We start from the raw sequence: 25,145 nt of genomic DNA on the forward strand, positions 1-25,145 counted from the left end.
CATGGGACCGGCACGGCAGGCGCTGCGCGCCGCGACGCAAGAGAGCCACGACCGGCTGGACAAGGCGGCGGTGCTGCAGCCGCTGGTCCGGCCGGACATCACCAGGGAGCAGTACGCCCGCGCGCTGGCCGTGCTCCACGGCTTCAACGCGCCGGCGGAACGGGCGCTCGGCAATGACGGCGCTGCCCGGCTGGACCTGCTGCGCGACGACCTGCGCGTGCTGGGCGCCGATCCGGACGCGCTGCCGGAGATGACGGAGACCGGGCCGAACGGTCTGCCGACGCTGGACAGCCCGCCGGCCCGGCTGGCGGCGCGTTACGTGCTGGACGGCTCTGCCCATGGCGGGCGGGCGATGCTGCCGGGGATCACCCGTGCCCTCGGGTTCGACGGCCGGCGCGGCGCACGCTTCCTCGCATCGGACGGGCTGGACATGGCAGCGGACTGGAAGGCACTGATGGTCCGGCTGGAGGTGGAACTGGCCGACCCGGCGGACCTGGCGACCGCCTGCGCCGCCGCGGCCGCCCTGTTCGCGGCGCTGGAGCGCTGGATCCTGGAATGGACCCCCGGAATGGACCCCTGGATAGGACCGGGGGAGAATCGTCCGTCGGAGCGCGGGGCTTGAATCTGGCGTGCCGCCGCGTCCCTTGATAGGGTGCCGGACCACTCATATCCGGATTCTGGAGACCGCCTTCCCATGACCGCGCCAGCCTCGCGCATCTATTGCTCCGTCGACACCACCGAGATCGACGCCGCCCGCCGCATCGCCGGGCAGGTGGCCGGGGCCGTCGGCGGCATCAAGCTGGGGCTGGAGTTCTTCATCGCCCAGGGACCGGCCGGCGTCCGTGCGGTGGTGGGGGAGGACGGGCCGCCGCTGTTCCTCGATCTCAAGCTGCACGATATCCCCAACACGGTGGCGGGCGGCGTGCGCGCAGCGCTGCCTCTGAAGCCGGCCTTCATGACCATCCACAGCTCCGGCGGGCCGGCGATGATGCGCGCGGCGGCCGAGACGGCGGCGACCGCCGGTGAAAGCCGGCCGAAGATCCTGGCCGTGACCGTGCTGACCAGCTTGGACGAGGGCGATCTGGGCGCCGTCGGGCAGTCGGTTCCGGTGGCCGAACAGGTCGTCCGGCTGGCCAGGCTCGCCAAGGAATCCGGGGTGGACGGCGTCGTCTGCTCGCCGGCCGAGGTGGCGCTGGTGCGTGCGGCCTGCGGTCCCGACTTCATCCTGATGGTGCCCGGCATCCGCCCGGCCTGGGCCGCCACCAACGACCAGAAGCGTTTCATGACCCCGGCGGAGGCGCTGGCCGCCGGTGCCGATCATCTGGTCATCGGCCGCCCGATCACCGCCGAGCCCGATCCGGCCGCCGCCGCCCGCCGCATCGTCGCCGAGATCGAAGCCGATTCAGGGGGAACCGCATGACCGTAGCCGCCAAGATCTGCGGACTGACCGAGCCGGAAAGCCTGCGCGCCGCCGTTGCCGGCGGGGCGCGCTATGTCGGCTTCGTCTTCTATCCGCGCAGCCCGCGCGCCATCGCCCCGCCGATGGCGGCGGAGCTGGCGCGGCTGCTGCCGACCGGGGTGCGCTCCGTCGGGCTGTTCGTCGATCCCGACGACGAGTTCCTGGAGCATGTGACCGGACAGGTCCCGCTCGACCTGATCCAGCTGCATGGCGGCGAGACGCCGCGCCGCATCGCCGAGATCAAGGGCCGTTACGGCCTGCCGGTGATGAAGGCGATCAGGGTCGGCGGGCCGGAGGACCTGACCGCCGCGCTGGAGGCGGCGGAGGTTTCCGACCGGCTGCTGTTCGACGCCAAGCCGCCGGCCAAGGTGTCGGCGCTGCCCGGCGGCAACGGCATCGCCTTCGACTGGACCATCCTGGCCGGCCGCAGCTGGCCGCGCCCCTGGATGCTGTCGGGCGGCCTGACGGCGGACAATGTCGCGGAGGCGGTGCGCGTCACCGGCGCCACCGAGGTCGACGTCTCGTCGGGGGTGGAGGACCGCCCCGGCCACAAGGATCCGGCGTTGGTCCGCGCCTTCCTGTCGACGGTGGTCGGGCTGTAGGGCCACGGATGCGCGGGGCCATGTGAAAGCGGACTGTTTTAGGCGAATGCTTCGGCTTATCTTGGTCGCATGGCGGGAACCCGCGCCATCGGTTAGGATGCGCTGATGAGCGATTCGTCCACCCCGTCCACGACCGAGGCGCTCGGCGCCGTGCTCGACGAGCATCTGCGCTGGATCGGCCAGTGGCAGCGCGCCGTCTTCTACCGCGACGGCCGCGGCGGGGAACGGGCATCCGCGCCCGCCTCCTTCGCCACCTGGTGCCGGGCGGCCAGCCACGACGACCTGCTGCAGCAGCCGGCGGTGCAGAAGCTGGCGAACCTGCACGAGCAGATGCACCGCCAGGCACGGCTGATCCTGCTGAAGGCGTCGGGCGGCGAGCTGCCGACGGAGGCCGAGTATGAGGGAGTGGTCGGCCGTTTCGAGGAGTTCATGCTGCATCTGCGCCGGATGGAGCGTGCCTTCGCCGCCGCCGCTTCCGGCCTGGACCCGCTGACCGGCCTGCGCACCCGCCGCGGCATGACCGAGGCGCTGGAGCGCGAGCACAACCGCTATCGCCGCGCCGGCGAGCCCTTCTGTGTCGCGCTGTGCGACATCGACAAGTTCAAGGGCATCAACGACAGCTACGGCCACGACATCGGCGACCGCGTGCTGGCCGCCACCGCTGCTGTCATCAGCCGCGGCGTCCGCAGCTTCGACGAGGCCTTCCGCATGGGCGGCGAGGAATTCCTGGTCTGTCTGAAGGAAACCGGCCTGGACGAGGGCTATGCGGTGATCGAACGGCTGCGCGTCGACCTGATGCGCTCGCCGGTGGTGTTGCCCGACGGCCGGATGGTTCCCGTCACCGCATCCTTCGGGCTGGTGGAGGCGGTGCCCGACCTGACCGTCGACGATCTGGTGGTCTGCGCCGACCGCGCTCTCTATCAGGCCAAGAACTCGGGCCGCAACCGCGTGATCCGCTACGGCGTCGACCGGCCGGAAGAGAAGCCCGTGCCGAAAACGGCTGTGCGGGGATAGCGGGGAGCGCTTCCATCCCGCTCCGGTCAGCGCCCTTGGCCCCGGCACCCCGGGCGGGGTAGGATCGGCCAACCCAACCGTCAGCCGCGATCCGGATTCCATGCGCACCCAGCCCGAATTTCCCAACCTGTTCATCCTCGACCATCCGCTGATCCAGCACAAGCTGACCCACATGCGGAACAAGGAGCGGTCGACCGGCGGTTTCCGCACCCTGCTGCGCGAGATCTCGCTGTTGATGGGATACGAGCTGACGCGCGACATCCCGCTGACCACCGAGCGGATCGAGACGCCGCTGCAGCCGATGGACGCCCCGGTGATCCTGGGCAAGAAGCTGGCGGTGGTGCCGGTGCTGCGCGCCGGGCTCGGCATGTCGGCCGGGCTGCTGGAGCTGGTGCCGTCGGCGCGCGAGGGACATATCGGTCTCTACCGCGACCATGAGACCAAGCAGCCGCACGAATATCTGGTGAAGCTGCCGCCGGCCGAAGGGCGCCTGTTCATCGTCGTCGACCCGATGCTGGCGACCGGCAATTCGGCCGCCCATGCCTGCGACGTGCTGAACCGCCACGGCGTGGAGGACCAGAACATCCGCTTCATGGCGCTGGTCGCCGCACCCGAGGGCGTGCTCCGGTTCCACCAGTCGCATCCCGACGTCAAGGTCTTCACCGCGGCGCTCGACAGCCATCTGAACGAGGACGCCTACATCGTTCCCGGTCTGGGCGATGCCGGCGACCGCATGTTCGGCACCAAGTAGGGGCGCCTGTTCATGGAGGCGGGGCGGGTGCCGCATGGCCGGTGCCAGCCCCGCTTGCAATCACATATTTGCCGTCACCCGCCCGTGGCGGGCAGCCGGCTCCTCCTCGCGCACCGCTCCGGACCGGGCAAGCGCCTTGCGGTAGCCGATGTTGGGCGGGGCATAGCGCGCATCGCTGGCCGCGCGGTACGGCACCGAGTCGTGCAGGTTCTCCCCGCTGTAGGGCAGCACGCAGACCGGGCGGTAATGGCGCGGCTCCGCCAGCCTGCCCAGACCGTCCAGGAACCGGGCGTAGGAATCGACAATGGTGCCCAGCGCGTCGGCGGGCGTCACCTCCGGCACCCGGATCGGGTCGAGGGCCAACCCGCAGAACGCGGCATGGTCCATCATCCATTTCAGCGCGATGTTCGACAGCGTGTCGTCGGCATAGCCGCCGCCGACATTGGAATGGCAGCCGGCGAACCAGCGCTGTTCCATTCGTCGGGCCGGCTTCGCCTTCGGGTTCCAGAGGGTGGCGGCGAAGATCTTGCGGTGCTCGTCGATCGCCAGTGCTTGGACGGCGTTGCGGACCAGGCTGCTGAGTTCGGTGTCGTGGAAGCCGTAGAGTTCTTCGTCCAGCTGCCTGCAGATGCCGAGCGGCACGCCAAGGGCACCCACCGTGTCCCAGACGCCGAGGAAATGGATGGGGATCGGCCTGGAGCCGTTGGTGTCGCGGAACCGCTTCGCCGCCTCCACGTCCGGGCCGTCGTCGCGCTTGCGGTACAGCGCATAGGCCTCGTCGGTCAGGTCGGCCTTGGCGGCCGGCAGCAGGCCGGCATTGCGGATCAGCCCCACGAGGCTGCGGGCGGTGTAGGCGCCGCGCGAGAAGCCCAGGATGAAGACAGGGTCGCCATCCTTGTATCGGGAGGCGAGGAAGCGGTAACCGTCCTTGATCTTCTTGTCGAGTCCCAGGCCGAATGCGCCGCCGAAGATCTTGTCGAACCAGTTGTGGATTATCCCGTCCTTGTCGTCGGTGCCGACGCCGGACTCATAGATAGCCGATCTGCGCCGCGCCGTCCGGGCTATTGGGCAAGATGGATTTGTAGAATTTCCAGACGTTGGTCGACGTCTCGTTCCCGTCCGTCCGGTCGCCGCTGCCAGGCCTGTTCCAGGTGCCGTCGAAACACAGGACGATCCGTTTCGCCATCATCCACCCCCTGTCGTGGTCATGCGTGAAGGGGGGATTGTGCAGGAAATTTATCCTATAAAATGATTTTTCTCAAAACTCTGGCGACCTGGCAACCCGGCAATCCGGATGTGTGGCAGAGGAAGCGCAGCAATCCATTCCGATTGCCGGTGGAACAGCGTGGCAGTGATTCGTATCTCCCGAGAAATCGCATGGTCATGCCGGAGGTCTTTCCCATATTTATGGTATCGGAACCAAGTCACGGCGGTCCGGAGAACGGCCAAAGATCGACCGGGCGAAGCCGATACGCGTCGTCCGCAGGACAAGCACCTGCCATTTATGCGAAGGTCCCATGCGGCAATGGCTTGATTTCGATCAATGCCGGGTAGCGTACCGGTAAGGATCATGCCATTCTCTCGATGCGCCGCTCCAATGGCCTAGCCCATTTGTTACCGGGTGGCGCAACCGACCGTGTGGACGAACGCGAACGGGAATGCGCGATGGATTACGAAACCTTCTTCCGCAACCAGATTGCCGCCCTGAAGCAGGACGGCCGTTACCGGGTGTTCGCCAACCTGGAACGCCATGCGGGCAATTTCCCGACGGCGACCTTCCGCGATTCCAACGGGCATGAACGTCCGGTCACGGTCTGGTGCTCGAACGACTATCTCGGCATGGGCCAGCACCCGAACGTGCTGAAGGCGATGCACGTTGCGCTCGACCAGGTCGGCGCCGGTGCCGGCGGCACGCGCAACATCTCCGGCACCAACCACTACCATGTGCTGCTGGAGCGCGAACTGGCCGACCTGCACCGCAAGGAAGCGGCCCTGCTCTTCACCTCGGGCTATGTCTCGAACGATGCGACGCTGACCACGCTGGGCAAGGTCCTGCCCAACTGCGTGATCCTGTCGGACGCGCTGAACCACAACTCGATGATCACCGGCATCCGCAACTCCGGCGCCGAAAAGCACATCTTCCGCCACAATGATCCCAAGCACCTGGACGAGCTGCTGTCGGGCATCGCCCCCGGCCGGCCGAAGGTGGTTGCGTTCGAGAGCGTCTATTCGATGGACGGCGACATCGCCCCCATCCATGACATCTGCGACGTCGCCGACAAGCACGGCGCCATGACCTACATCGACGAGGTGCACGCCGTCGGCATGTATGGCGCCCACGGCGCCGGCGTGGCCGAGCGCGACGGTGCCGTCGACCGGCTGACCATCGTCGAAGGCACGCTGGGAAAGGCCTTCGGCGTGCAGGGCGGCTACATCACCGGATCCGCCGCGCTCATCGACTGCATCCGCAGCTTCGCCGCCGGATTCATCTTCTCCACCTCGCTGTCTCCGGTCCTGGCGGCGGGGGCGCTGGCCTCGATCCGCCACCTGAAGACCAGCCAGGCCGAGCGCACGCGGCACCAGGAGCGCGCCGCCACGCTGAAGCGGATGTTTGCCGACGCCGGTCTGCCGGTGATGCCGTCGGTCAGCCACATCGTGCCGCTGATGGTTGGCGACGCCCACCGCTGCAAGCGCGCATCGGACGAGTTGCTGGAACGGCATGGCATTTATGTCCAGCCCATCAACTACCCCACCGTCCCGCGCGGAACGGAACGGCTGCGCTTCACCCCGACCCCGCTGCACACCGACGCGCAGATGGGCATGCTGGTCGATGCCCTGCTGGACGTCTGGAGCCGGCTGGATCTGCGGCTTGCCGCCTGACAGCAAATCCCCGGAAAAGCCCTTTCTTAGATAAGGTCATTTTGTCCTCTGGACAGAAGCGGTGCGCGCCCCTACTTTAAGAGGGCTGTTGCGACCGGTTCGCAGTTTCCATGCTGCGGATCGGCCGTGACTGTGCCGTCCTTTCCGTCTTTCCGGGGCTTCGCCCAGGGGGTTCGCCATGTACCGTGACAACTCGCTGATGCCGAAGGAGGCTGTGCGCCTCGTCGTCCTGGGCACGCTGATCCAGGGCGGGCCGCTGCGCTATGCCGAACTGGCCGGTGCCGTGCGTCATTTCCTCGACCGCATGATGGGACCGTCCCTCGACCTGATGGGCACCTCGCTGGAGATGCTGCGGTACGAGGGGCTGATCGAGGCGCTGGATGGCAGCGGCATGGAGGACAACGCCCTGCTGGGGCCGACCGCGGCCGGACAGGTGGAGTTCGACACGCTGATGCGCGCCAATGTCCGCGCGCCGTCGGCCGACGGGCTGAACAAGCTGGTCACCGCATTGAAGCTGCGCTTCCTGCATCTGCTGGATGCCGAGTCGCAGCGGGAGCAGATCGACAATCTCGTGGCGCTCAGCGAAACCGAACTGGCCCGGCTGGGCGACCTGAAGCGGGCCGATGTCGGCAGTGACGGCCATTTCGCCTCCTGGCTGGACCGGGACATCGCCCAGGCCGAAGACCGGCTGGCCTGGTTCCAGGCGCTGCTGGCCCGCCTCTGACCGCACTGCGGCACAATCGGTTTCATCCCGCGGCGCGCCCTTTACGATAAGGGCGCGCCGCGTCTGTTTCGGCGTTCGGTTTTGGTGTACGTTCGGGGTACCCCTTTCACCAGCCGGATGCCACTCCATGGCCTCGTATCTGTCGACCGACGACCTCGAAGACCGCCTGCGTATGGAGTTCGTGGACGACGCGCGCGACCGGCTGGAGTTGATGAACGCCACGCTGGCCGACCGCGTCAAGGCTCTGCGCACCGATGCCGAGACCATCGGTGTCCTGCGGCTGGAAGCGCATAATTTCAAGGGCATGGGCACCAGCTTCGGCTATCCGACCGTCAGCCTGGTCGCCCACCGGCTCGAGGATTACCTCAGCGGCCTGAAGCGGCTGGATGAAAAGCAGCTGATCGACGCCCAGGTCTTCATCGACCGCATCGCCGAGCTGGTCGACCGCGCCGAACAGCCGCTGCTGGCCGAGACCAACAAGATCATCCGCGCGCTTCCGGTGCGCTACGAGTTCCAGGTCACCGATGTGGAGGTCCACAACGTCGAGATCATGCTGGTCACCCCGTCGAAGGTCGTCGCCAAGAAGCTGGGGGCGGAACTGGCGGCCTGCGGCTTCCGCACCATGACGGTGACCGACCCCATCGAATCGATCAGCCTTGCCGTGCGCGTGCCGCCGGACATGGTCATCGCCTCGATGGTGATGGACGGGCTGTCGGGCCTGGACCTGATCCGCGGCCTGCGGGCCATGAGCGTGACCCATCATGTGCCGATGGCGCTGCTGACCTCGCTGAACCTCGACCACCCGTCGCTGAAGGAGATTCCCTACGGCGTCTCCGTCATCCGCGTCGGCGAGCATTTCGGCGAGGACTTCGCCGCGGTGGTGGCCAAGCACAATCTGGGCTGAACAGGACGGCCCGGAAAGGAATCGACTGAGAAGGCCCGCCTGAAGGTCATCGTCATACAGCCGCGCTTGCGCCGGCAGGAATCCCCGTGATAGGCGTCGAACCGGTCCAACAGGCTGGAGCAGTGCCCGCATGACGGAGGTTCTTCGCCGGTACGGCCCGGTCCTGACCGGGGTGATCCTGCTGGCGGTGGCGCTGTGGCTGGCGCTGCTGGTGGTGCTGCCGCAGGTGATGATGATCGGCTTCTCCTTCCGGCCGTCGCTGCCGCCGTCCAAGCTCGGCGGGCCGGAGGACGTGTTCACCGTCAGGAATTACCTGACGCTGTGGACCAACCAGATCCATATGGCGATCTTCCTGAAGACGATCTGGGCCAGCGCACTGGTCACGCTGACCACGCTGGCCGTCTGCTACCCGGTCGCCTTCTATCTGGCGCAGGTGGCGCCGAAGCGGCGGTTGCCGCTGCTGGTGCTGATGCTGGTGGTGCCGTTCTGGATCAACGAACTGCTGCGCACCTTCTCCTGGTACATCATCCTCGCCTTCAACGGACCGCTGAACGCGCTGCTGCTGGGGCTGGGCATCATCGACGAGCCGCGGCGCTTCCTGGGCGGTGACGCCGGCGTGATCGTCGGCATGGTCTATGTCTACATCCTGTTCATGGTCTTCCCGCTCTACAACGCCATCGAGTCGCTGGACCGCAACCAGATCGAGGCGGCGCGCGACCTCGGGGCCGGCTGGCTGCGCATCCATCGCCGCATCGTGCTGCCGCATGCCAAGCCCGGCATCGCCGTCGGCTGCATCATGACCTTCATGCTGGCGGCCGGCAGCTATGCGGTGCCGGCGCTGCTGGGCGGGCCGAACAGCCGCTGGTTCACCGAGATCATCTACAACTGGTTCTTCGAGGGCGGGAACTGGAACCAGGGGGCGGCCTACGCCTTCATCCTGCTGGTGCTGTGCATCGGCTTCATCCTCGGCGCGATGCGGCTGTTCCGCGTCGGGCTGACGGATATAGCGAAATGAGCCGTTGCCCATGATGACCGTCATGACCGCCGCCCGCTTCCGCCGCCTGCTGACCGGCGCCTATCTGGTGCTGTTCTTCGCCTATCTGTTCCTGCCGCTGGGAATCATGGCGGCGGCGACCTTCAACAGCAGCCGCTTTCCCACCGTGACGCCCTGGATGGGCTTCACGCTGAACTGGTTCCAGGCCCTGTGGGACGACGGCCGCATGTGGGCGGCGCTCGGCACCAGCCTGGTGGTGGGGGCGGGTGTGATCGCGCTGGCGGTGCCGCTGGGGCTGGCGGCGGCCCTGCTGCTCGACCGGCTGCACAGCCGGGCGAAGACCTTCCTCTATGCGCTGATGGTGTCGCCGCTTCTGACGCCGGGGGTGATCGTCGGCATCTCGACGCTGGTGTTCTGGCGGGAATGGTTCGGGGTCAGCGGCGGGCTGTTCCTGACCGTGGTGGCGCAATCCAGCTTCATCGCCGCCTATGCCATGCTGCTGTTCTCTGCAAGGCTGGAGCGCTTCGACCCGGTGCTGGAGGAGGCCGCGCTCGACCTCGGCGCAAGCCATGGGCAGGTGTTCCGGCGCATCACCCTGCCGTATCTGATGCCGGCGATCCTGTCGGCGTCCCTGCTGGCCTTCCTGCAGAGCTTCGAGAACTACAACACCACGCTGTTCGTGCGCGGGCTGGACACGACTTTGACCGTCTACATCGCGACCAAGGTGCGTACCGGCCTGACGCCCGCGGTCAACGCCCTGTCGCTGGTGCTGATCGCACTGACCATCCTGGGCGCCGTCGTCTACGAGATCCTGCGCCGGCGCGAGGCGCGCCGGCAGTCAGGTCTCGCACCGGCCTGAGATCAGTCCTCTTCCGCCTCGTCCGCGTCCGCCTCGATCTGGGCGGCGAGGTCGCGCAGCATGTCGATCACATCCTCATGGCTGGTCTCATCCACGGCGGAGTTCACCGCGGCCTCGATCATGGCGACGGCGATGTAGGGGCCGAGCGGGCCACCTTCCTTGATCGCCTCGTCCAGGTGCTTCTCGGCGATCGACAGCGCCTTTTCGAACAGCGCTTCGGCCGTCTGGTTGGTGGTGTCCTTGCTCATCGTCCGGTCCGTTGCGGAGGGTTGGTCCGACTCCAATAACATGCCCAATCGGCGATTGGCGCGGGAATTCGCCGTCCAGCCTACAAATAGGGGCCGCGGAAAGCAGGGCCGGGCTTGCGCCGCCCCGGACCATACGCCACAGTCCGGACATGCATTGACCTATACGGCAAGGAACACGGCATGACCGCTATGCCCGACCTGACCAGCCCCGACGGCTATCGTTTCTGGTGGGAGGAGCGTGTGCGCTTCAACGACCTCGACGCGTTGGGCCATGTCAACAACAACGCCATCGGCGTGTTTTTCGAACAGGCGCGCATCGCCCTGCTGCATGGTACCGGCGGTTTCCGTGAAGACGATTCCTGGACCGTCGTGCTGGCGCGCAGTGTCATCGATTTCAAGGCGGAGTTGCTTTACCCCAACACCGTGCGGATCGGCGTGCGCATGCTGCGCGTCGGGACCAGTTCGCTGACGCTGGGATGCGGCATCTTCCTGGACGGCCGCTGCATCGCCACGCAGGAGGCGGTGGCTGTGGTCGTCGACAGGGCCGCACACCGGCCCACCCCGATTCCGGAACCGTTGCGCGCCAAGCTGCTGGAGGCGTAAAGGGGGAACGCCTTTCTCCCGCACTGGACGCCTGTCATGACGCGCCCCGCCAAACGTCCCTTCCCGAAGGGACGCCAGCCAGTCCGCTACCCCGGCCACTCCCCCGGCCGCAAGAACTCCCATGCACCTGCCGAAACACGGGAGTTGGAGGTCGTCGTCACCGACGTCGGAGCCCGTGGCGATGGGCTGGCGCTTGCCGACGGCTTGCGGGTGTTCGTGCCTTACGGCGTGGCAGGGGACCGCCTGCGTGTACGTGTCGCCGACACCGACGGCAAAGGCGAGGGCGTACGGGCTGAAATCCTTGAAATCCTTCAGCCCGGCCCCGGAAGGCAAACGCCGCCCTGCCGTCATTTCGGCCGCTGCGGCGGCTGTACGCTCCAGCATATGGACGACGGGACATATGCGGCCTGGACGGTCGGGATGGTGCGTGCCGCACTGGAGCGGGTCGGGCTGGGCGATACGCCGTTGGAGCCGCTGTCGCGGACACCCGCCGCCGCCCGCCGACGTGCCCGTCTGGCGGCACTGAAGCGCGGTGGCCGTGTCTGGTTCGGCTTCAACGAGCGCCAGAGCCATCGGCTGGTCGACCTGGAAGAGTGTCCGGTGCTGACTCCCCGCCTTTTCGCGCTGGTCGAGCCTCTGCGCAGCCTTCTGGCCGACCTGCTGCCCGAGGGTGGCGGCGCGGACGTGGTGCTGACCGACCTCGAAGGCGGTGCCGACCTGTTGCTGGTCGGGCCGCACAGTCTGGACCGCACTGGGCGGGAGACGCTGGTCGGTTTCGAGCCGGACCACGTGGCCCGCATCTCCTGGCAGCCCACCGACCGCGCCGGGCCGGAACCGGTGGCGAACCGCCGTCCGGCCTTCGTTCGATTTGCCGGCGTTCCGATCCAGCCGCCACCCGGCGCCTTCCTGCAGGCCAGCCGGGAGGGGGAGGCGGCCTTGCTCGCAGCAGTCCGGGACGGGGTGGGGCAGGCGACGCGCATCGCCGACCTGTTTGCAGGCATCGGGACCTTTTCCATTCCGCTTGCGCAACAAGCGGCGGTTCATGCGGTAGAAAGCGACGAGGCGGCGGTGGCAGCGCTCGGCCGCTCGGTGCAGGGGCTGCGGCTGACGGTGGAGCGGCGCGACCTGTTCGAAAACCCTCTGGGCGTCAAGGAACTCAACCGGTATGACGCGGTCGTGTTCGACCCGCCGCGCGCCGGTGCCGCGGCCCAGGCGGCGGCACTCGCCGCGGCCAAGGTGCCGCGCGTGGTCGGCGTCTCCTGCAACCCCTCCAGCTTCGCCCGCGACGCGCGGGTGCTGGTGGATGGCGGCTATCGTCTGGTCAAGCTGTGGCCGGTCGACCAGTTCCTGTGGTCGTCCCATGTGGAACTGGTCGGCCTGTTCGAGCGGTGAGGTGAGGGGCTCCCGCTTGCCCCCCGTCTCAATCCAGCTGCAAGACGATCGCCTTGAGATAGGCCGACTCCGGCAGATGCGGATGCACCGGGTGGTCGGGGCCGGCACCGGCGCTGCGCAGGATGCGGCCGGTGCGGCCGGCGTCGGTCAGGCCGCGGGCGACCTGCTCGGCGAAGGTCGGCGGGTCGACGTTGTGGCTGCAGGAGCCGCAGAGCAGATAGCCGCCCGGTGCCGTGATCTTCGCGGCGAGCCGGGCCATCTTGCGGTAGGCGCGGCTGCCGGCGGCGAGATCCTTCTTCGACTTCACGAAGGCCGGCGGGTCGGCGACCACGACCTGGAAGGTCTCGCCGGCGGCGTTCAGCCGCTCCATCTCCTGGAACGCGTCGGCGCGGCGGGCTTCGAAGCGGTCGGCGACGCCGTTGGCTTCGGCGGCGCGGGTCGCATTCTCCAGCGCCAGGGCGGACCGGTCGACGGCGACGACCTGGGTGGCGCCGGCCACGGCGCACTGGATGCCGAAGCCGCCATTGTAGCTGTAGAAGTCGATGGCCCGGCCGCCCTTCGCCAGCGAGGCGATGAAGGCCCGGTTGTCGCGCTGGTCGTAGAACCAGCCGGTCTTCTGGCCGTCCAGCGGGTTGGCGAAGAAGGTCGCGCCGTTTTCCTCCAGACGGATCGGCCCGTCGATCTCGCCCTTCGCCAGCCGGGTCTCCTCCGCCAGCCCTTCCAGCGCGCGCTGGGTGCCGTCGTTGCGCAGGATGACTGCACGCGGCGCCAGCACGTCGTCGATGGCGGCCAGGATGTCGTCGATCCGCCGGTCCATGAAGACAGAGTTGGCCTGCACCGTCACCACGTCGCCGAAGCGGTCGACGATCAGGCCGGGCAGTCCGTCGGCCTCGGCATGGACGACGCGGTAGAAGGGGCGGGAGAACAGCCGCTCGCGCAGTTCCACCGCACGCCGCAGCCGGCCGGCGATGAAGCCGTGCTCCACCACGGTCGCCGGGTCGTTCGACAGCAGCCTTGCCGCGATCAGCGTGTGCGGGTTGAAGGTGTAGATGCCCAGCGGCGTGCCGCCGGGATCCAGCAGCCGCACCGGGCTGCCGGGCTCCACCGCCTTGGCGGTGGCATCCATCTGGACTTCGTTGGAATAGACCCAGGGATGCCCAAGCATGACGCGCCGCTGGCGGCCTGCCTGAAGGTGGATCGCCGGGTACTTCTTGACGGGTTTGGTGCCGGTGTCGCTCATGGAGCCGCATCCTAGCGGCAAATCGCCGGCGCGCAATGGCATCGCGTCGCGGCCCCCGGCTACTCGGCCTCGCGCCGGCCCTCCGGCGCCGCCGGGGCGTTGTCGTTGACCACGGCCAGGTTCTTGCAGAAATGGACCGTCTCCTGCCGGTGGCCTTCGCTCAGGAAGCAGTCCGGAATCGGGTTGCGGCGGGAATCGACGGGAATGTAGCGCTCCGGCAGAGTGGTGTGGATGGCGGCGCAGCCGAGCCGGCGTGCCAGCCCCTCCATCGCCCGCAGCAGCGTTTCGGCGATGCCGGCGATGTCGAACAGGTCGAGCACCACGAAATTGTCCACGGTCAGGATGCGGCCGTGGCGCAGATGCGGCTCGACCGCATAGGAAAACAGGCCGTGCAGGTAACCTTGCGCGTTCTGCACCGTCATGATCCCGGTGGTCGCGGGCACGGCGCTCCCCCTGGCGCTTCCTCCGTCGGTTGCACCCTGCAGCATGGCTGCGGCAAATGCGCGCCACCGGTCCACCTCCAGACCGGGAGCGATGGCGCAGACCAATGGGTAGGCCTGGTCGATCTGGCGTCGACCAAGGGGTTTCGCGATGAAACAGTCGTCCATTTCAGTCCGGCCGATTGCGAGGACACTGAACGATGGCAGCCCGGGGCCGCAAGGGTCGTTGACGTAGATCAATGTTGCTGCGGCCCCCCCTACACATAGTGTGCGCATTGGAGACAGGCGCGTCCGGCGTCCGCTCGGCATTGCCGGCTGCAACCTGTCCCGCTCCTTAACAGTACGTACCCAGTGGTGGTGCAACCCAGACGGCGCGGCCTCACGGCCGACCGGGGCAAACGGGAGAGATTGTATGACATCAGCGACTCTGACTTCAGGGGCCACCCTGGGCAGCCAGCGGGTGTCGGAAGACGTGCGTTACCATGAGGACGCCATCCGACTCTTCGTTATCGCTGCAGTGTTCTGGGGCGTGATCGGTTTCCTGGCCGGTACCTTCATCGCTCTGCAGCTGGCCTTCCCGGCGCTGAATCTCGGGCTGGAGTGGACGAGCTTCGGGCGCCTGCGCCCGGTCCACACTTCGGCGGTGATTTTCGCGTTCGGCGGCAATGTGCTGTTCGCCACTTCGCTTTATTCTGTTCAACGGACTTGCCGTCAGCATCTCTTCGGGGGCGAAGGGCTGGCGAAGTTCATCTTCTGGAACTACAACGTCTTCATCGTGCTCGCGGCGCTGAGCTACGCCCTGGGCTATACCCAGGGCAAGGAATACGCCGAGCCCGAGTGGATCCTCGATCTCTACCTGACGGTCACCTGGGTGCTCTACGCCGTCCAGTTCATCGGCACGGTGATGACGCGGCGCGAGTCGCACATCTATGTGGCGAACTGGTTCTTCATGGCGTTCATCCTGACCGTCGCCATCCTGCACATCGGCAACAACGTCAACGTCCCGGTGTCGCTGTTCGGCATGAAGTCCTACAGCGCCGTGTCGGGCGTGCAGAGCGGGATGGTGCAGTGGTGGTACGGCCACAACGCGGTCGGCTTCTTCCTGACCGCCGGCTTCCTGGGCATCATGTATTATTTCGTGCCCAAGCGCGCCGAGCGGCCGGTCTATTCCTACCGCCTGTCGATCGTCCATTTCTGGACCCTGATCTTCCTCTACATCTGGGCCGGTCCGCACCACCTGCACTACACCTCGCTGCCGGACTGGGCGCAGACGCTGGGCATGACCTTCTCGATCATGCTGTGGATGCCGTCCTGGGGCGGCATGATCAACGGCATCATGACCCTGTCGGGCGCCTGGGATAAGCTGCGCACCGATCCGGTCCTGCGTTTCCTGGTCACCTCGGTCGCCTTCTACGGCATGTCGACCTTCGAAGGTCCGCTGATGTCGGTGAAGCCGGTCAACGCCCTGTCGCACTACACCGACTGGACCGTCGGCCATGTGCATTCCGGCGCTCTCGGCTGGGTCGCCTTCATCTCCTTCGGCGCCATCTATTATCTGGTGCCGGTGCTGTGGAAGCGCTCGCAGCTCTACAGCCTGCGTCTGGTCAGCTACCATTTCTGGACCGCCACCATCGGCATCGTGCTCTACATCACCGCCATGTGGGTGTCCGGCATCATGCAGGGCTTGATGTGGCGCGCCTACGACAACCTGGGCTTCCTGCAATACTCCTTCGTGGAGACCGTCGCGGCGATGCACCCGTTCTACGTGATCCGCGCGATGGGCGGCGTCCTGTTCGTCACCGGCGCCCTGATCATGGTCTACAACCTGTGGCGCACGGCGAAGGGCGATGTCCGCATCGAGAAGCCCTATGTCACCACGCCGCACAAGGCGACGGTCGGCGCGGCCTGACGCTAGGGAAGGATGCGAGAAATGGCTCAGGATAAAAAGGGCTTCAGCCACGACCTGATCGAGCGGAACACCCTTCTGCTGATCGTGCTCGTGCTGATCACCGTGTCGATCGGCGGTCTGGTGCAGATCGTTCCGCTCTTCACGATCGAATCGACCATCGAGAAGGTGGAGGGGGTCCGTCCCTATTCGCCGCTCGAGCTGGCCGGTCAGAATATTTACTTCCGCGAAGGCTGCTACAACTGCCACAGCCAGCAGATCCGTCCGTTCCGTGACGAGGTCGAACGCTATGGTCACTACTCGTTGGCCGCGGAGTCGATGTACGACCATCCGTTCCAGTGGGGCTCCAAGCGCACCGGTCCCGATCTGGCCCGTGTCGGCGGCAAATACTCCAACGACTGGCAGGTCGCCCATCTGGTGAACCCGCGTGCGGTCGTGCCGGAGTCGATCATGCCGGGCTATGCCTGGATGAAGGACCGTCCGCTGAACTACGCCGACATCGCCGATCACCTGAAGACCCTGAAGATCGTCGGCGTTCCCTATACCGACGAGCAGATCGCCAACGCCAAGGCCGACCTCGAAGCGCAGAAGAACCCGGACGGCGATACCGCCGGCCTGGCCAAGCGCTATCCGAAGGCCGTGGTCGCGAACTTCACCGGCAACAAGACCGTCACCGAAATGGACGCTCTCGTGGCCTACCTGCAGGTACTGGGCACCATGGTGGATTTCACCAAGTACCAGTCGCCGAAGCAGCTTCAGCAGTAATCGGGGGAGGAATCCATGGACTTGGATTCGATCACGGTGATGCTTCGGTCGTTCTGGACGGTGTGGTTGATGCTGCTGCTGACGGGCATCCTGGTTTACGCCATGTGGCCCGGCAACCGCCGCTCATTCGACGACGCCGCCCAGATCCCGCTCAAGGATGATGGTCAGGAGCTTTAGGCCATGGCACAGAATTATAAGGACGAGTTGTCCGGCGTCGAGACCACCGGCCACGAGTGGGATGGACTGCGCGAGCTGAACAATCCGCTGCCGAAATGGTGGCTGTACCTCTTCTACGTCTGCATCGCCTGGGCGATGGTGTACTACGTGTTCTACCCGGCCTGGCCGCTGGGCAAGACCTACACGAAGGGCATCCTGGGATATTCCCAGCGCGAAGAACTGGACATCAGGATGGCGGAGGCCAAGGCCGGTCAGGCCAAGTACCTGACCGCCATCGCCGCCAAGTCGGTCGACGAAATCCAGAAGGACAAGGACCTGCTGGGCTTCGCCATGGCCGGCGGCCGCTCCTACTTTAACGAGAACTGCGCCGCCTGCCACGGCGCCGGCGGCCAGGGTGCCAAGGGCTTCCCGACGCTGGCCGACGACGTGTGGCTGTGGGGCGGTTCCTCGGCCGACATCTACACGACCATCCAGCACGGCATCCGATCCGACGACGGCGATACCCGCGGCACGCCGGGCACCGGCATGACCGCCTTCGGCAAGGACGGCATCCTCAACCGCGACCAGATCGATCAGGTGGCGGAGTATGTGCTGTCGCTGAACGCCAAGCCGGCCGATGCCGGCAAGGTCGCCAAGGGCAAGACCGTCTATGAGGAGAACTGCGCCGCCTGCCATGGCGACGTGGGCCAGGGGTCGGTCGCTGCCGGTCTCGACGGTGTCGGCGCTCCGCCGCTGAAACAGGCCAACTGGCTCTATGGCGGCGACAAGGCCACGCTGGTGGAGACCGTGACCAACGGCCGCGCCGGCGTGATGCCCGCCTGGTCGAAGCGTCTGGACGACGCGACGATCAAGTCGCTGGCGGTCTACGTCCACAATCTGGGCGGCGGCAAGTAAGCCTTCGACCCGGAAGCCTGATACGGGAACCGGCCGGATGGGGCGCCGGGGAGGAAACTCCCCGGCGCCCTTGTCTTTTTAGGCCTTTTTCTTTTGAGGAATTGCGGCTCCGGTGTCGGTTCGTGAACTTCCTGTCATTTGATTTAGCGCAATGTGCCTGCGGCAATCGGTCGCCATAGTGGCCTCCGCCGGCAGATATTCGGCCGCGCCCCGCAATGCTTTGCACCGCGAGCCGCACCGATTTACCTTCACCCCCGTTCCCGGCCCGGGGAACGCGCGACCGGCTGCCGGCCGTTCCGCACGCGTCTCCTGCCGCCGACCAGCCAAAGGGCAGCCGCCGACCATGACGATCAGTTCCACCACCGGAAACCGCCACGCCGCTCCGAAGCGCGCCAGGCAGCCCCGCCAGAAGGGATGGTACATTCCCTGGATCTTCGTCGGCCTCTTCATGGTCGTGCTGACGGTGAACGCGATCATGGTCCATTTCGCGGTGTCGAGCTGGACCGGGGTGGAGACCGAGAATCACTTCCTCAAGGGCATCAGTTACAATCGGGATCTCGCCGGCGCCCGTGCCCAGGCCGAACGTGGCTGGCAGGTGCAGGCCGACTTCACCAGCACCGAACCGCGCAAGGCCGTGATCGCCATCACCGCCCGCGACAAGGAAGGCCGAGTCCTGAACGACGCCGCCGTCACCGTCAGGATGATCCGCCCAACCGCCGAAGGGCACGACAAGACCCTGTCACTGCCTTATCTGGGCGAAGGCCGCTTTGGCGCTCCGGTGGAGCTGGACCTGGAAGGCCAGTGGGACATGCGGTTCGTCATCACCCATGCCACCGGCGACTATCAGGACCAGAAGCGCGTCTGGATCCAGTGACCGGGCGCGGGTTGCGGATCGAGACCTCCGGGGTGATGTGAGATGACCGCCTGCCTCCATTGCGGACAAGACCTGGGCGAAAGCGGGCAAACCTCTGCTGCGACCGTCTCCACGGATGGCGCGGGCCCTTTCTGCTGCACCGGCTGTGCCGCCGCCTACGACCTTGTCCGCGGGCTGGGGCTGGAGCGCTATTACGAGCGCCGCAGCGTCGATCCCACCGCGCGTCCGCTACGCCCCGACGATGCTCCGGCGGTGGATTACGAGCCGCATGCGCGCGACGAGGCCGACGGCACCCGCAGCCTGCACCTGATGGTCGACGGCATGCAGTGCGCGGCCTGCGTCTGGCTGATCGAATCGGCGCTCAGCCGGCAGGCGGGGATCGGGCAGGCGCGCATGAACATGACCACGCGCCGGCTGACGGTGCGCTGGGATCCGAAGTCGACCGACGCCAACGCCGTGGTCGGCACCGTGGCGCAGCTCGGCTACCGCGCCGTCCCGTTCGATCCGGACCGGCTGGGCGGCGAACAGGCCAAGAGCGAGAAGGAACTGCTGCGCGCCATGGCGGTCGCGGGCTTCGCCATGGGCAACGTCATGCTGCTGTCGGTGTCGGTGTGGGCCGGCCACAGCCAGGGCATGGGCACCGCGACCCGCGACCTGATGCATTGGGTATCGGCGCTGATCTGCATGCCGGCAATCGCCTATGCGCTGCGTCCCTTCGCGCGCTCGGCATTCGGCGCGCTGCGCCATGGCCGTACCAACATGGATGTGCCGATCACCATCGGCGTCCTGCTCGCCACCGGCATGAGCCTGTTCGAGACGATCAACAGTGGCGAGCACGCCTATTTCGACGGCGGCGTGATGCTGCTGTTCTTCCTGCTGATCGGCCGTTACCTCGACCAGCGGGCGCGCGGCCGGGCACGCTCCGCGGCCGAGCAGCTTCTGGGGCTGCGCGCCAACGCCGTCACCGTGCTGCGCGAGGACGGGACCAGCGCCGTGGTGGCGCCGGAACAGGTCGCCGCCGGCAACACCATCCTGGTCGCGGCGGGGGAACGCATTCCGGTCGACGGTCGGGTGTCCGACGGCGTATCCGACCTCGACACCGGGCTGATCACCGGCGAGACGGTGCCGGGGACCGCGCGGCCGGGCGATCAGGTCTTCGCCGGCACCCTCAACCTGACGGCTCCCCTGCGCCTGACCGTCACCGCGGTGGGGGAGGGCACGCTGCTGGCCGAGATCGTCCGGCTGATGGAGGTGGCGGAGCAGGGCCGCGCCAAATATGTCGCCGTCGCCGACCGGGTGTCGCGCCTCTACGCCCCGGTGGTGCATCTGACCGCGCTGACCACCTTCGCCGGTTGGATGCTGCTGGGCGGGGCGGTGTGGCAGGATGCGCTGATGAACGCCATCGCCGTGCTGATCATCACCTGTCCCTGCGCGCTGGCGCTGGCGGTGCCGGTGGTGCAGGTGATCGCCAGCGGGCGGCTGATGCGCCAGGGCACCCTGTTGAAAAGCCCGACCGCGCTGGAACGGCTCGCCACCATCGACACCGTGGTGTTCGACAAGACCGGCACCCTGACCGAAGGGCGGCCCGTGCCGCAGTTGGACGGGGTGGCGACGGAGGATCTGGCGCTTGCAGCCTCGCTGGTGGCGGCAAGCCGCCACCCGCTGGCCCGTGCGCTTGCCGCCGCCGTGCCGGCGGTGCCGGTTGCCGCCGGCGTGCGCGAGATCGCCGGCGCCGGCCTGATGCTGGAGACGCCGGACGGCGAGGTTCGGCTGGGCAGCCGCCGCTTCACCGGCGCCCCATTGGAGGCGGAGGATGTGGCAGGGCCGGAGCTGTGGCTGGCCCGCCCGGGTGCGGAGCCGCTGCGACTCACCTTCCTCGACGCGCCCCGTCCGGATGCCGCCGTGGTGGTGTCGGCATTGAAGGCGCGTGGGCTGGAGGTGCGGCTGCTGTCGGGCGACCGCAAGGGGGCCGTGGCGGCGGTGGCCGAGCGGCTGGGCATTGCCGAATGGCGGGCCGAGCAGACTCCGGCCGACAAGACCGCGGCACTGGCCGAGCTGGCGGCGCAGGGCCGCACCGTCCTGATGGTCGGCGACGGGCTGAACGATGCGCCGGCGCTGGCCGCCGCCGCGGTGTCGATGTCGCCGTCGACCGCGATGGATGTCAGCCAGACCGCGGCCGACGTGGTGTTCCAGGGCCGGCTGCTGCGCCCGATCGTCGAGACGGTCGAGGTCTCCCGCCGGTCCGGCCGTCTGGTGAAGCAGAATTTCGGTATCGCGCTGGTCTATAATCTCTGCGCCGTGCCGCTCGCGATGGGCGGGATGCTGACGCCGCTGCTGGCCGCGCTGGCCATGTCGTCGTCGTCGCTGATCGTCATTCTGAACGCGCTGCGGCTGGCCCGCGGCGCCGTGATCAAGGATCTTCCCGTCCGGGATACGCCGGTCCGGGACTTGCCGAGCAAGGATTCGGGTGATGGACGAACTTCTCTATCTGATCGCGATTGCTCTCAGCCTGGGCGGTCTGGGGCTGGCGGCCTTTCTGTGGGCGCTGAAATCCGGCCAGTTTGACGATCTGGACGGAGCGGCCCATCGCGTCCTGTTCGACGACGATCCGGCCCAGCCCGTCCGCCCTGGCACTGACGCGGTCGCCGCGCCGGAGGGTGGTCGGCGACAATAGTGCCAAATGCCGTATGGGCAAAGAAAAGGTTGTATGCGTGCGAGGTTGCGATTCTCGGCGATTGCCACCAATATGAGCCCATGCGGAATGAAAGGCTGGGTTCGTCCATGCCACCCTTCGATATGGTTCGCGCTCGCGATAAGAGCGCTATGACGGAACTGAATCCCTGCGGGGCCTGTCCCGTGCGCAGCCTGACGGTGTGCGCGGCGCTGGAGCCGGAGGAGTTGCGCCGTCTTGCCGACATTCTGCAGAATGTTCGTGTCGATTCGGGGCACACCCTGTTCGCCGAGGGCGATGCGGCGGATGCGCTCTACAACGTCACCTCCGGCACCGTGAAGCTGTACAAGCTGCTGCCCGACGGGCGCCGGCAGATCACGGGCTTCCTGGTCACCGGCGACTTCCTGGGGCTGGCCGTCAACGACAGCTACGCCTACACCGCGGAGACCGTCACCAGCGCCTCGCTCTGCCGGTTCCCACGCAAGAAGATCGATGCGCTGCTGGAGGAGTTTCCCAAGATGCAGCGGCGCCTGTTCTCGATGGCGTCGAACGAGCTGGCGGCCGCGCAGGACCAGATGCTGCTGCTGGGGCGCAAGACGGCGAAGGAGAAGATCTGCTCCTTCCTGCTGATGCTGTCTCAGCGTGCCGCCCGGCGCGGGCACAAGGAAAACCCGGTCTTCGTGCCGATGAGCCGTGCCGACATCGCCGATTATCTCGGCCTGACCACCGAAACCGTCAGCCGGACCTTCACCCAGTTGAAGACGGTCGGCGTGATCTCGCTCCAAGAAGGCAACAAGGTCATGATTGCCGACCTCGACGCGATGTACGATCTGGCCGAAGGCGCCTGAGCGAAGGCGGCAAGCGGGCTACGCCCGCTTGCCTACTCCCGCCCCACCGGCCGCAGCTCGAACATCAGCCACACCAGCATCGATACCACCAGGATGGCGCCGGCCTGATGGGCGGCGGCGACGGGAATCCACACCACGCTCAGCAGGGTGGCGATGCCCAGGGCGATCTGCGCCAGCATCATGGCGGCGGAGGCCAAGGCGGCACGGCCGGCACGACCGGGCAGCCGGGCGTGCAGGACGCGGCCTGCCAGGACCAGCACCACCAGACCGGTCAGCATTGCCAGCGCGCGGTGGATCAGTTGGATCGCCGCGGTGTTCTCGAACGGGTTGACCCACCAGGGAATCAGCGTGCCCACCTCCGGCGGAATCCAGTGGCCGGCCATCAGCGGGAAGGTGTTGTAGGCCAAGCCGGCATCCGATCCGGCGACGAAGGCGCCCCAGACGATGGTGAGGCCGACCAGGGCCAGCGACCAGCGGGCATGACGGCGAAACGCCGCCGCCTCCGGCCGCCAGCCGGCCAGCGGCAACGGGTCGAGCAGCCCCAGCGCGGTGCGCAGCAGCAGGGCGTAGATCACGATAGCGGTGCCGAGATGCAGCGCCAGCCGGTAATGGCTGACATTCGGCGCGTCGACCAGACCGCTCTTCACCATGAACCAGCCGATGCCGCCCTGCAGCCCGCCCAGCAGGAACAGGCCGGCCAGCTTCGGCCACAGATCGGGTGCGATGCGTCCCTGCATCCAGAATCGCAGGAAGGGAACCAGGAAGACGACACCGATCAGCTGGCCCCACAGCCGATGGAACCACTCCCACCAGAAGATCGACTGGAAGCCGGCCAGATCCATGTGGCTGTTGTAGATGCGGAACTCGGGCGTGCCCTTGTAGAGGTCGAAGACCCGGTTCCACTCCGCCTCGCTCAATGGCGGCAGGATGCCGATCAGCGGTTTCCATTCCACCATCGACAGACCGGATTCGGTCAGCCGGGTGATGGCGCCGATCACGGCCATCGCCAGCACCATGGCTGCGCAGACCAGAAGCCAGACGGCGATGGGCCGGTTCGGGTTGGGGTGGGCGGCGGTGGCGAGGCTGTCGGTCGCGTAGGCGGTCAAGGCGGCATTCCGGAGCGCAGCGGTAGGATGCTCGCCAATGTGGGGTGAACATCCCGCCGCGTCAAACGCCTGTTGCGCCTAAGCAGGCTTCTTCAGATCGGACCACGGGCCCGGCCTGGAGAAACCTGCAGACTTCATGGTTTTGCAGGTTTTCCGAGCCCGCCCATTGGTGGTCGGAGTTCGGAAAACCTGCTTGGCGCCAAACTCCGGGGAACCGGGTCAGGCGCTGTCGTCGCCGGTGCCAACGTCGCCGTGCGCCTGCGCGGTCTGGCCCTGGAACAGCGCCTCCTCCGCCGCGCGGCGGGCGACCAGGCCCGGCAACTGCGTCTTCTTGCCGTTGACGGTGGCATAGATCCAGCGGCCGAACTGACCGGCGGCGCCACTGTAGTCTCCGGCATTCAGCAGCTTCAGCAGGGTGGAGCCGGCAAGCGAGCCGGCACCGAGATTGAAGACGAAGGAGGATAGTGCGCCGCGCTGGTCGTCATTCACCGGCACCGTCACCAGAGCGTCGACATGGCCGGCGGCTTCGGTCAGGTCGGCGGCGAGGAAGGCATCGGCCTGTTCCGCGGTGATGGTGTGGCCCATCTTCACGCCCGCGGTGTGACCGTAGCCGATGGTCGGTACACCCGCCGGGCACAGGTAGGCGTTGAGGTACAGCCCCTCGAAATGCTTCACGAGATCGACCGCGGCTTGGCAGACCGGCAGGGTGGTCATGGATCGAAAGCTCCCGGATGACGTGCGGGGCGGACCGTCTCCGCCCTGCTTGTGCATGCTAGTATGTCATGCACGCCCTATGCGGGAATATTTTGTTGCAAAATGTCCAAAGCAGACGAAAACCGTCATCGTCGGTGGCGCATGGCACGGGCGGATGACGTCAGGGAGACGGATTCTGCGCCGCGTCGAACAGGACGAACAGCGCGAACAGCAGCGCCAACAGCCCGGCCAAGGTGGTGAACTCCAACAACGCTTCAACCAGCTTGGCCGTGCGTCCGCGCCAGATGGGGCGGCGCGCCGATACGCGCCGGATACCCTGATTCTTCCAACTTTCAGCCCCGCGCTTTGCCGTCATTGCGTTCCTCGCATTCCTTCAGGGGTATTCGATAAAACTTTAGCGATCCCGCCCTGAGGACGCTGTGACGCCAGTCACAGGACTGCGGCTGGAAGGGGTGGCGGTATCGTTCAGCGGCCTTTTCCACCGGAATTGCCGCCGGAGCTCTGCGTCCCCTTGTGACCGCTTGATGAATTTCTGCGCAGGAGCGATGCGGGCCACTCCAAAGAAATATGATATTTTTCAATAATTTAAATGCTATCCTGCGTGAACGTCGCCTGCAGCCCCGACAAATTCCGAAACGAGCCTCTTGAATCCGAAAACCGCTTCGATTAGCTGTCTGGCACTCGCCGGGCGTGAGTGCTAACAAGCATCCGACCCGCGCCAATTCTCGTCAGTCAGAACCAAGCCTTGATCCAAGGAGGCATTCCCATGAAGTTCCGCCCGCTGCACGACCGCGTCGTCGTCAAGCGTCTGGAGTCCGACACCAAGACCAAGGGTGGGATCATCATCCCCGACACGGCCAAGGAAAAGCCGCAGGAAGGCGAGATCATCGCTGTCGGCCCCGGCGCTCGTGACGAGTCCGGTAAGGTCGTGGCGCTCGACGTCAAGGCCGGCGACCGCATCCTGTTCGGCAAGTGGTCGGGCACCGAAGTGAAGATCGAAGGCGTCGATTACCTGATCATGAAGGAATCCGACATCATGGGCGTCGTCGAGGCCTGAAGACCTCCGCCCATTTCCCTTCG

29 protein-coding genes are annotated in these 25,145 nt (G+C 66.7%); 21 read left to right on the top strand and 8 right to left on the bottom strand.

Going from position 1 to position 25,145, the window contains the following annotated elements; translation table 11 throughout:
- The first annotated feature begins 1 nt into the window (after position 1).
- The 5 genes from AL072_RS05600 (at position 2) to upp (ending at position 3,826) form a co-directional block, all read left to right on the top strand.
- Entirely contained in the window at positions 2-622 is a 621-nt protein-coding gene (locus AL072_RS05600) for a biliverdin-producing heme oxygenase (RefSeq protein WP_045581170.1), read from the top strand.
- A 72-nt stretch (positions 623-694) separates the two neighbouring features.
- Entirely contained in the window at positions 695-1,420 is a 726-nt protein-coding gene (pyrF, locus tag AL072_RS05605; protein WP_045581169.1) for an orotidine-5'-phosphate decarboxylase, read from the top strand.
- Positions 1,417-2,061, top strand: coding sequence for a phosphoribosylanthranilate isomerase (locus tag AL072_RS05610; protein WP_045581168.1), 645 nt, complete (start codon positions 1,417-1,419; stop codon positions 2,059-2,061). Before pyrF ends, AL072_RS05610 begins: the two co-directional genes overlap by 4 nt.
- 105 nt (positions 2,062-2,166) lie before the next feature.
- Entirely contained in the window at positions 2,167-3,075 is a 909-nt protein-coding gene (locus AL072_RS05615; RefSeq protein WP_045581167.1) for a diguanylate cyclase, read from the top strand.
- A 100-nt stretch (positions 3,076-3,175) separates the two neighbouring features.
- Positions 3,176-3,826 carry a uracil phosphoribosyltransferase gene (gene upp / locus AL072_RS05620; RefSeq protein WP_045581166.1) on the top strand — a complete coding sequence of 217 codons (651 nt, stop codon included), beginning with the start codon at positions 3,176-3,178 and terminating at the stop codon, positions 3,824-3,826.
- A 60-nt stretch (positions 3,827-3,886) separates the two neighbouring features.
- Here the strand turns inward: upp and AL072_RS05625 are convergent, their stop codons facing one another.
- Positions 3,887-4,891, bottom strand: coding sequence for a DUF2235 domain-containing protein (locus AL072_RS05625; RefSeq protein ID WP_342669599.1), 1,005 nt, complete (start codon positions 4,889-4,891; stop codon positions 3,887-3,889).
- The gene (locus AL072_RS35500) at positions 4,854-5,015 is read right to left on the bottom strand and encodes a phospholipase effector Tle1 domain-containing protein (RefSeq protein WP_245636775.1); all 162 of its coding nucleotides are present in this window, start codon (positions 5,013-5,015) and stop codon (positions 4,854-4,856) included. The genes AL072_RS05625 and AL072_RS35500 overlap by 38 nt, the downstream gene beginning before the upstream one ends.
- Before the next feature lie 476 nt (positions 5,016-5,491).
- Here AL072_RS35500 and hemA point away from each other — a divergent pair, with 476 nt between their 5' ends.
- From hemA to AL072_RS05650, 5 genes are all read left to right on the top strand, one after another.
- Positions 5,492-6,706 (top strand): 5-aminolevulinate synthase, encoded by a 1,215-nt coding sequence (hemA, locus tag AL072_RS05630; RefSeq protein ID WP_045581165.1) that lies wholly within the window; start codon positions 5,492-5,494, stop codon positions 6,704-6,706.
- A 178-nt stretch (positions 6,707-6,884) separates the two neighbouring features.
- Positions 6,885-7,430: a transcriptional regulator gene (locus AL072_RS05635; RefSeq protein ID WP_045581164.1), complete on the top strand. Its 546-nt coding sequence runs from the start codon at positions 6,885-6,887 to the stop codon at positions 7,428-7,430.
- A 127-nt stretch (positions 7,431-7,557) separates the two neighbouring features.
- The gene (locus AL072_RS05640) at positions 7,558-8,334 is read left to right on the top strand and encodes an Hpt domain-containing protein (protein ID WP_045581163.1); all 777 of its coding nucleotides are present in this window, start codon (positions 7,558-7,560) and stop codon (positions 8,332-8,334) included.
- Between the two features lie 130 nt (positions 8,335-8,464).
- Positions 8,465-9,349, top strand: coding sequence for an ABC transporter permease (locus AL072_RS05645; protein ID WP_045581162.1), 885 nt, complete (start codon positions 8,465-8,467; stop codon positions 9,347-9,349).
- Between the two features lie 10 nt (positions 9,350-9,359).
- Entirely contained in the window at positions 9,360-10,187 is an 828-nt protein-coding gene (locus tag AL072_RS05650) for an ABC transporter permease (protein ID WP_342669595.1), read from the top strand.
- Positions 10,188-10,189: 2 nt separating this feature from the next.
- Here AL072_RS05650 and AL072_RS05655 read toward each other — a convergent pair whose 3' ends face one another.
- A complete protein-coding gene (locus tag AL072_RS05655; RefSeq protein ID WP_045581161.1) occupies positions 10,190-10,435 on the bottom strand; it encodes a hypothetical protein in 246 nt (81 codons plus the stop codon).
- 180 nt (positions 10,436-10,615) lie between these two features.
- Between AL072_RS05655 and AL072_RS05660 the strand changes: the two genes are divergently transcribed.
- Together AL072_RS05660 and AL072_RS05665 are read left to right on the top strand one after the other, a co-directional pair.
- Positions 10,616-11,038, top strand: coding sequence for an acyl-CoA thioesterase (locus tag AL072_RS05660; RefSeq protein ID WP_045581160.1), 423 nt, complete (start codon positions 10,616-10,618; stop codon positions 11,036-11,038).
- A 36-nt stretch (positions 11,039-11,074) separates the two neighbouring features.
- Positions 11,075-12,430: a class I SAM-dependent RNA methyltransferase gene (locus AL072_RS05665; RefSeq protein ID WP_045581159.1), complete on the top strand. Its 1,356-nt coding sequence runs from the start codon at positions 11,075-11,077 to the stop codon at positions 12,428-12,430.
- 28 nt (positions 12,431-12,458) lie between these two features.
- Here AL072_RS05665 and AL072_RS05670 read toward each other — a convergent pair whose 3' ends face one another.
- Positions 12,459-13,670 (bottom strand): class I SAM-dependent rRNA methyltransferase, encoded by a 1,212-nt coding sequence (locus tag AL072_RS05670; protein ID WP_045581158.1) that lies wholly within the window; start codon positions 13,668-13,670, stop codon positions 12,459-12,461.
- A 59-nt stretch (positions 13,671-13,729) separates the two neighbouring features.
- Positions 13,730-14,113 (bottom strand): hypothetical protein, encoded by a 384-nt coding sequence (locus AL072_RS05675; RefSeq protein WP_245636776.1) that lies wholly within the window; start codon positions 14,111-14,113, stop codon positions 13,730-13,732.
- Positions 14,114-14,522: 409 nt separating this feature from the next.
- Here AL072_RS05675 and ccoN point away from each other — a divergent pair, with 409 nt between their 5' ends.
- The 8 genes from ccoN to AL072_RS05710 all read left to right on the top strand — a co-directional run bounded on the left by ccoN (position 14,523) and on the right by AL072_RS05710 (position 22,245).
- On the top strand, positions 14,523-16,019 hold the full coding sequence (ccoN, locus tag AL072_RS05680; protein WP_045581156.1) for a cytochrome-c oxidase, cbb3-type subunit I: 1,497 nt from the start codon (positions 14,523-14,525) through the stop codon (positions 16,017-16,019).
- A gap of 21 nt (positions 16,020-16,040) precedes the next feature.
- Positions 16,041-16,781 (top strand): cytochrome-c oxidase, cbb3-type subunit II, encoded by a 741-nt coding sequence (ccoO, locus tag AL072_RS05685; protein WP_045581155.1) that lies wholly within the window; start codon positions 16,041-16,043, stop codon positions 16,779-16,781.
- Positions 16,782-16,796: 15 nt separating this feature from the next.
- The gene (locus AL072_RS05690) at positions 16,797-16,958 is read left to right on the top strand and encodes a cbb3-type cytochrome c oxidase subunit 3 (RefSeq protein ID WP_045581154.1); all 162 of its coding nucleotides are present in this window, start codon (positions 16,797-16,799) and stop codon (positions 16,956-16,958) included.
- A 3-nt stretch (positions 16,959-16,961) separates the two neighbouring features.
- Entirely contained in the window at positions 16,962-17,852 is an 891-nt protein-coding gene (gene ccoP / locus AL072_RS05695) for a cytochrome-c oxidase, cbb3-type subunit III (RefSeq protein WP_045581153.1), read from the top strand.
- Positions 17,853-18,195: 343 nt separating this feature from the next.
- Positions 18,196-18,726 (top strand): FixH family protein, encoded by a 531-nt coding sequence (locus AL072_RS05700; protein ID WP_045581152.1) that lies wholly within the window; start codon positions 18,196-18,198, stop codon positions 18,724-18,726.
- A gap of 42 nt (positions 18,727-18,768) precedes the next feature.
- The gene (locus AL072_RS05705; RefSeq protein ID WP_045581151.1) at positions 18,769-21,291 is read left to right on the top strand and encodes a heavy metal translocating P-type ATPase; all 2,523 of its coding nucleotides are present in this window, start codon (positions 18,769-18,771) and stop codon (positions 21,289-21,291) included.
- Positions 21,197-21,400, top strand: coding sequence for a cbb3-type cytochrome oxidase assembly protein CcoS (gene ccoS / locus AL072_RS35505; RefSeq protein ID WP_082108843.1), 204 nt, complete (start codon positions 21,197-21,199; stop codon positions 21,398-21,400). The genes AL072_RS05705 and ccoS overlap by 95 nt, the downstream gene beginning before the upstream one ends.
- 149 nt (positions 21,401-21,549) lie before the next feature.
- Positions 21,550-22,245 carry a Crp/Fnr family transcriptional regulator gene (locus AL072_RS05710; protein WP_245636777.1) on the top strand — a complete coding sequence of 232 codons (696 nt, stop codon included), beginning with the start codon at positions 21,550-21,552 and terminating at the stop codon, positions 22,243-22,245.
- Positions 22,246-22,277: 32 nt separating this feature from the next.
- Here AL072_RS05710 and AL072_RS05715 read toward each other — a convergent pair whose 3' ends face one another.
- The 3 genes from AL072_RS05715 to AL072_RS05725 form a co-directional block, all read right to left on the bottom strand.
- Positions 22,278-23,351 (bottom strand): COX15/CtaA family protein, encoded by a 1,074-nt coding sequence (locus AL072_RS05715; protein ID WP_045581149.1) that lies wholly within the window; start codon positions 23,349-23,351, stop codon positions 22,278-22,280.
- A gap of 219 nt (positions 23,352-23,570) precedes the next feature.
- Complete coding sequence (locus AL072_RS05720) at positions 23,571-24,065, bottom strand: lysozyme (RefSeq protein WP_045581148.1); 495 nt, start codon at positions 24,063-24,065, stop codon at positions 23,571-23,573.
- Between the two features lie 160 nt (positions 24,066-24,225).
- Positions 24,226-24,420 carry a hypothetical protein gene (locus AL072_RS05725; RefSeq protein ID WP_045581147.1) on the bottom strand — a complete coding sequence of 65 codons (195 nt, stop codon included), beginning with the start codon at positions 24,418-24,420 and terminating at the stop codon, positions 24,226-24,228.
- Positions 24,421-24,831: 411 nt separating this feature from the next.
- On the opposite strand from AL072_RS05725, the gene groES reads away from it, so the two are divergent.
- A complete protein-coding gene (groES, locus tag AL072_RS05730) occupies positions 24,832-25,122 on the top strand; it encodes a co-chaperone GroES (RefSeq protein ID WP_045581146.1) in 291 nt (96 codons plus the stop codon).
- Positions 25,123-25,145: the final 23 nt, after the last annotated feature.

It is taken from the genome of Azospirillum thiophilum, assembly GCF_001305595.1.
Taxonomy (GTDB): Bacteria; Pseudomonadota; Alphaproteobacteria; order Azospirillales; family Azospirillaceae; genus Azospirillum; species Azospirillum thiophilum.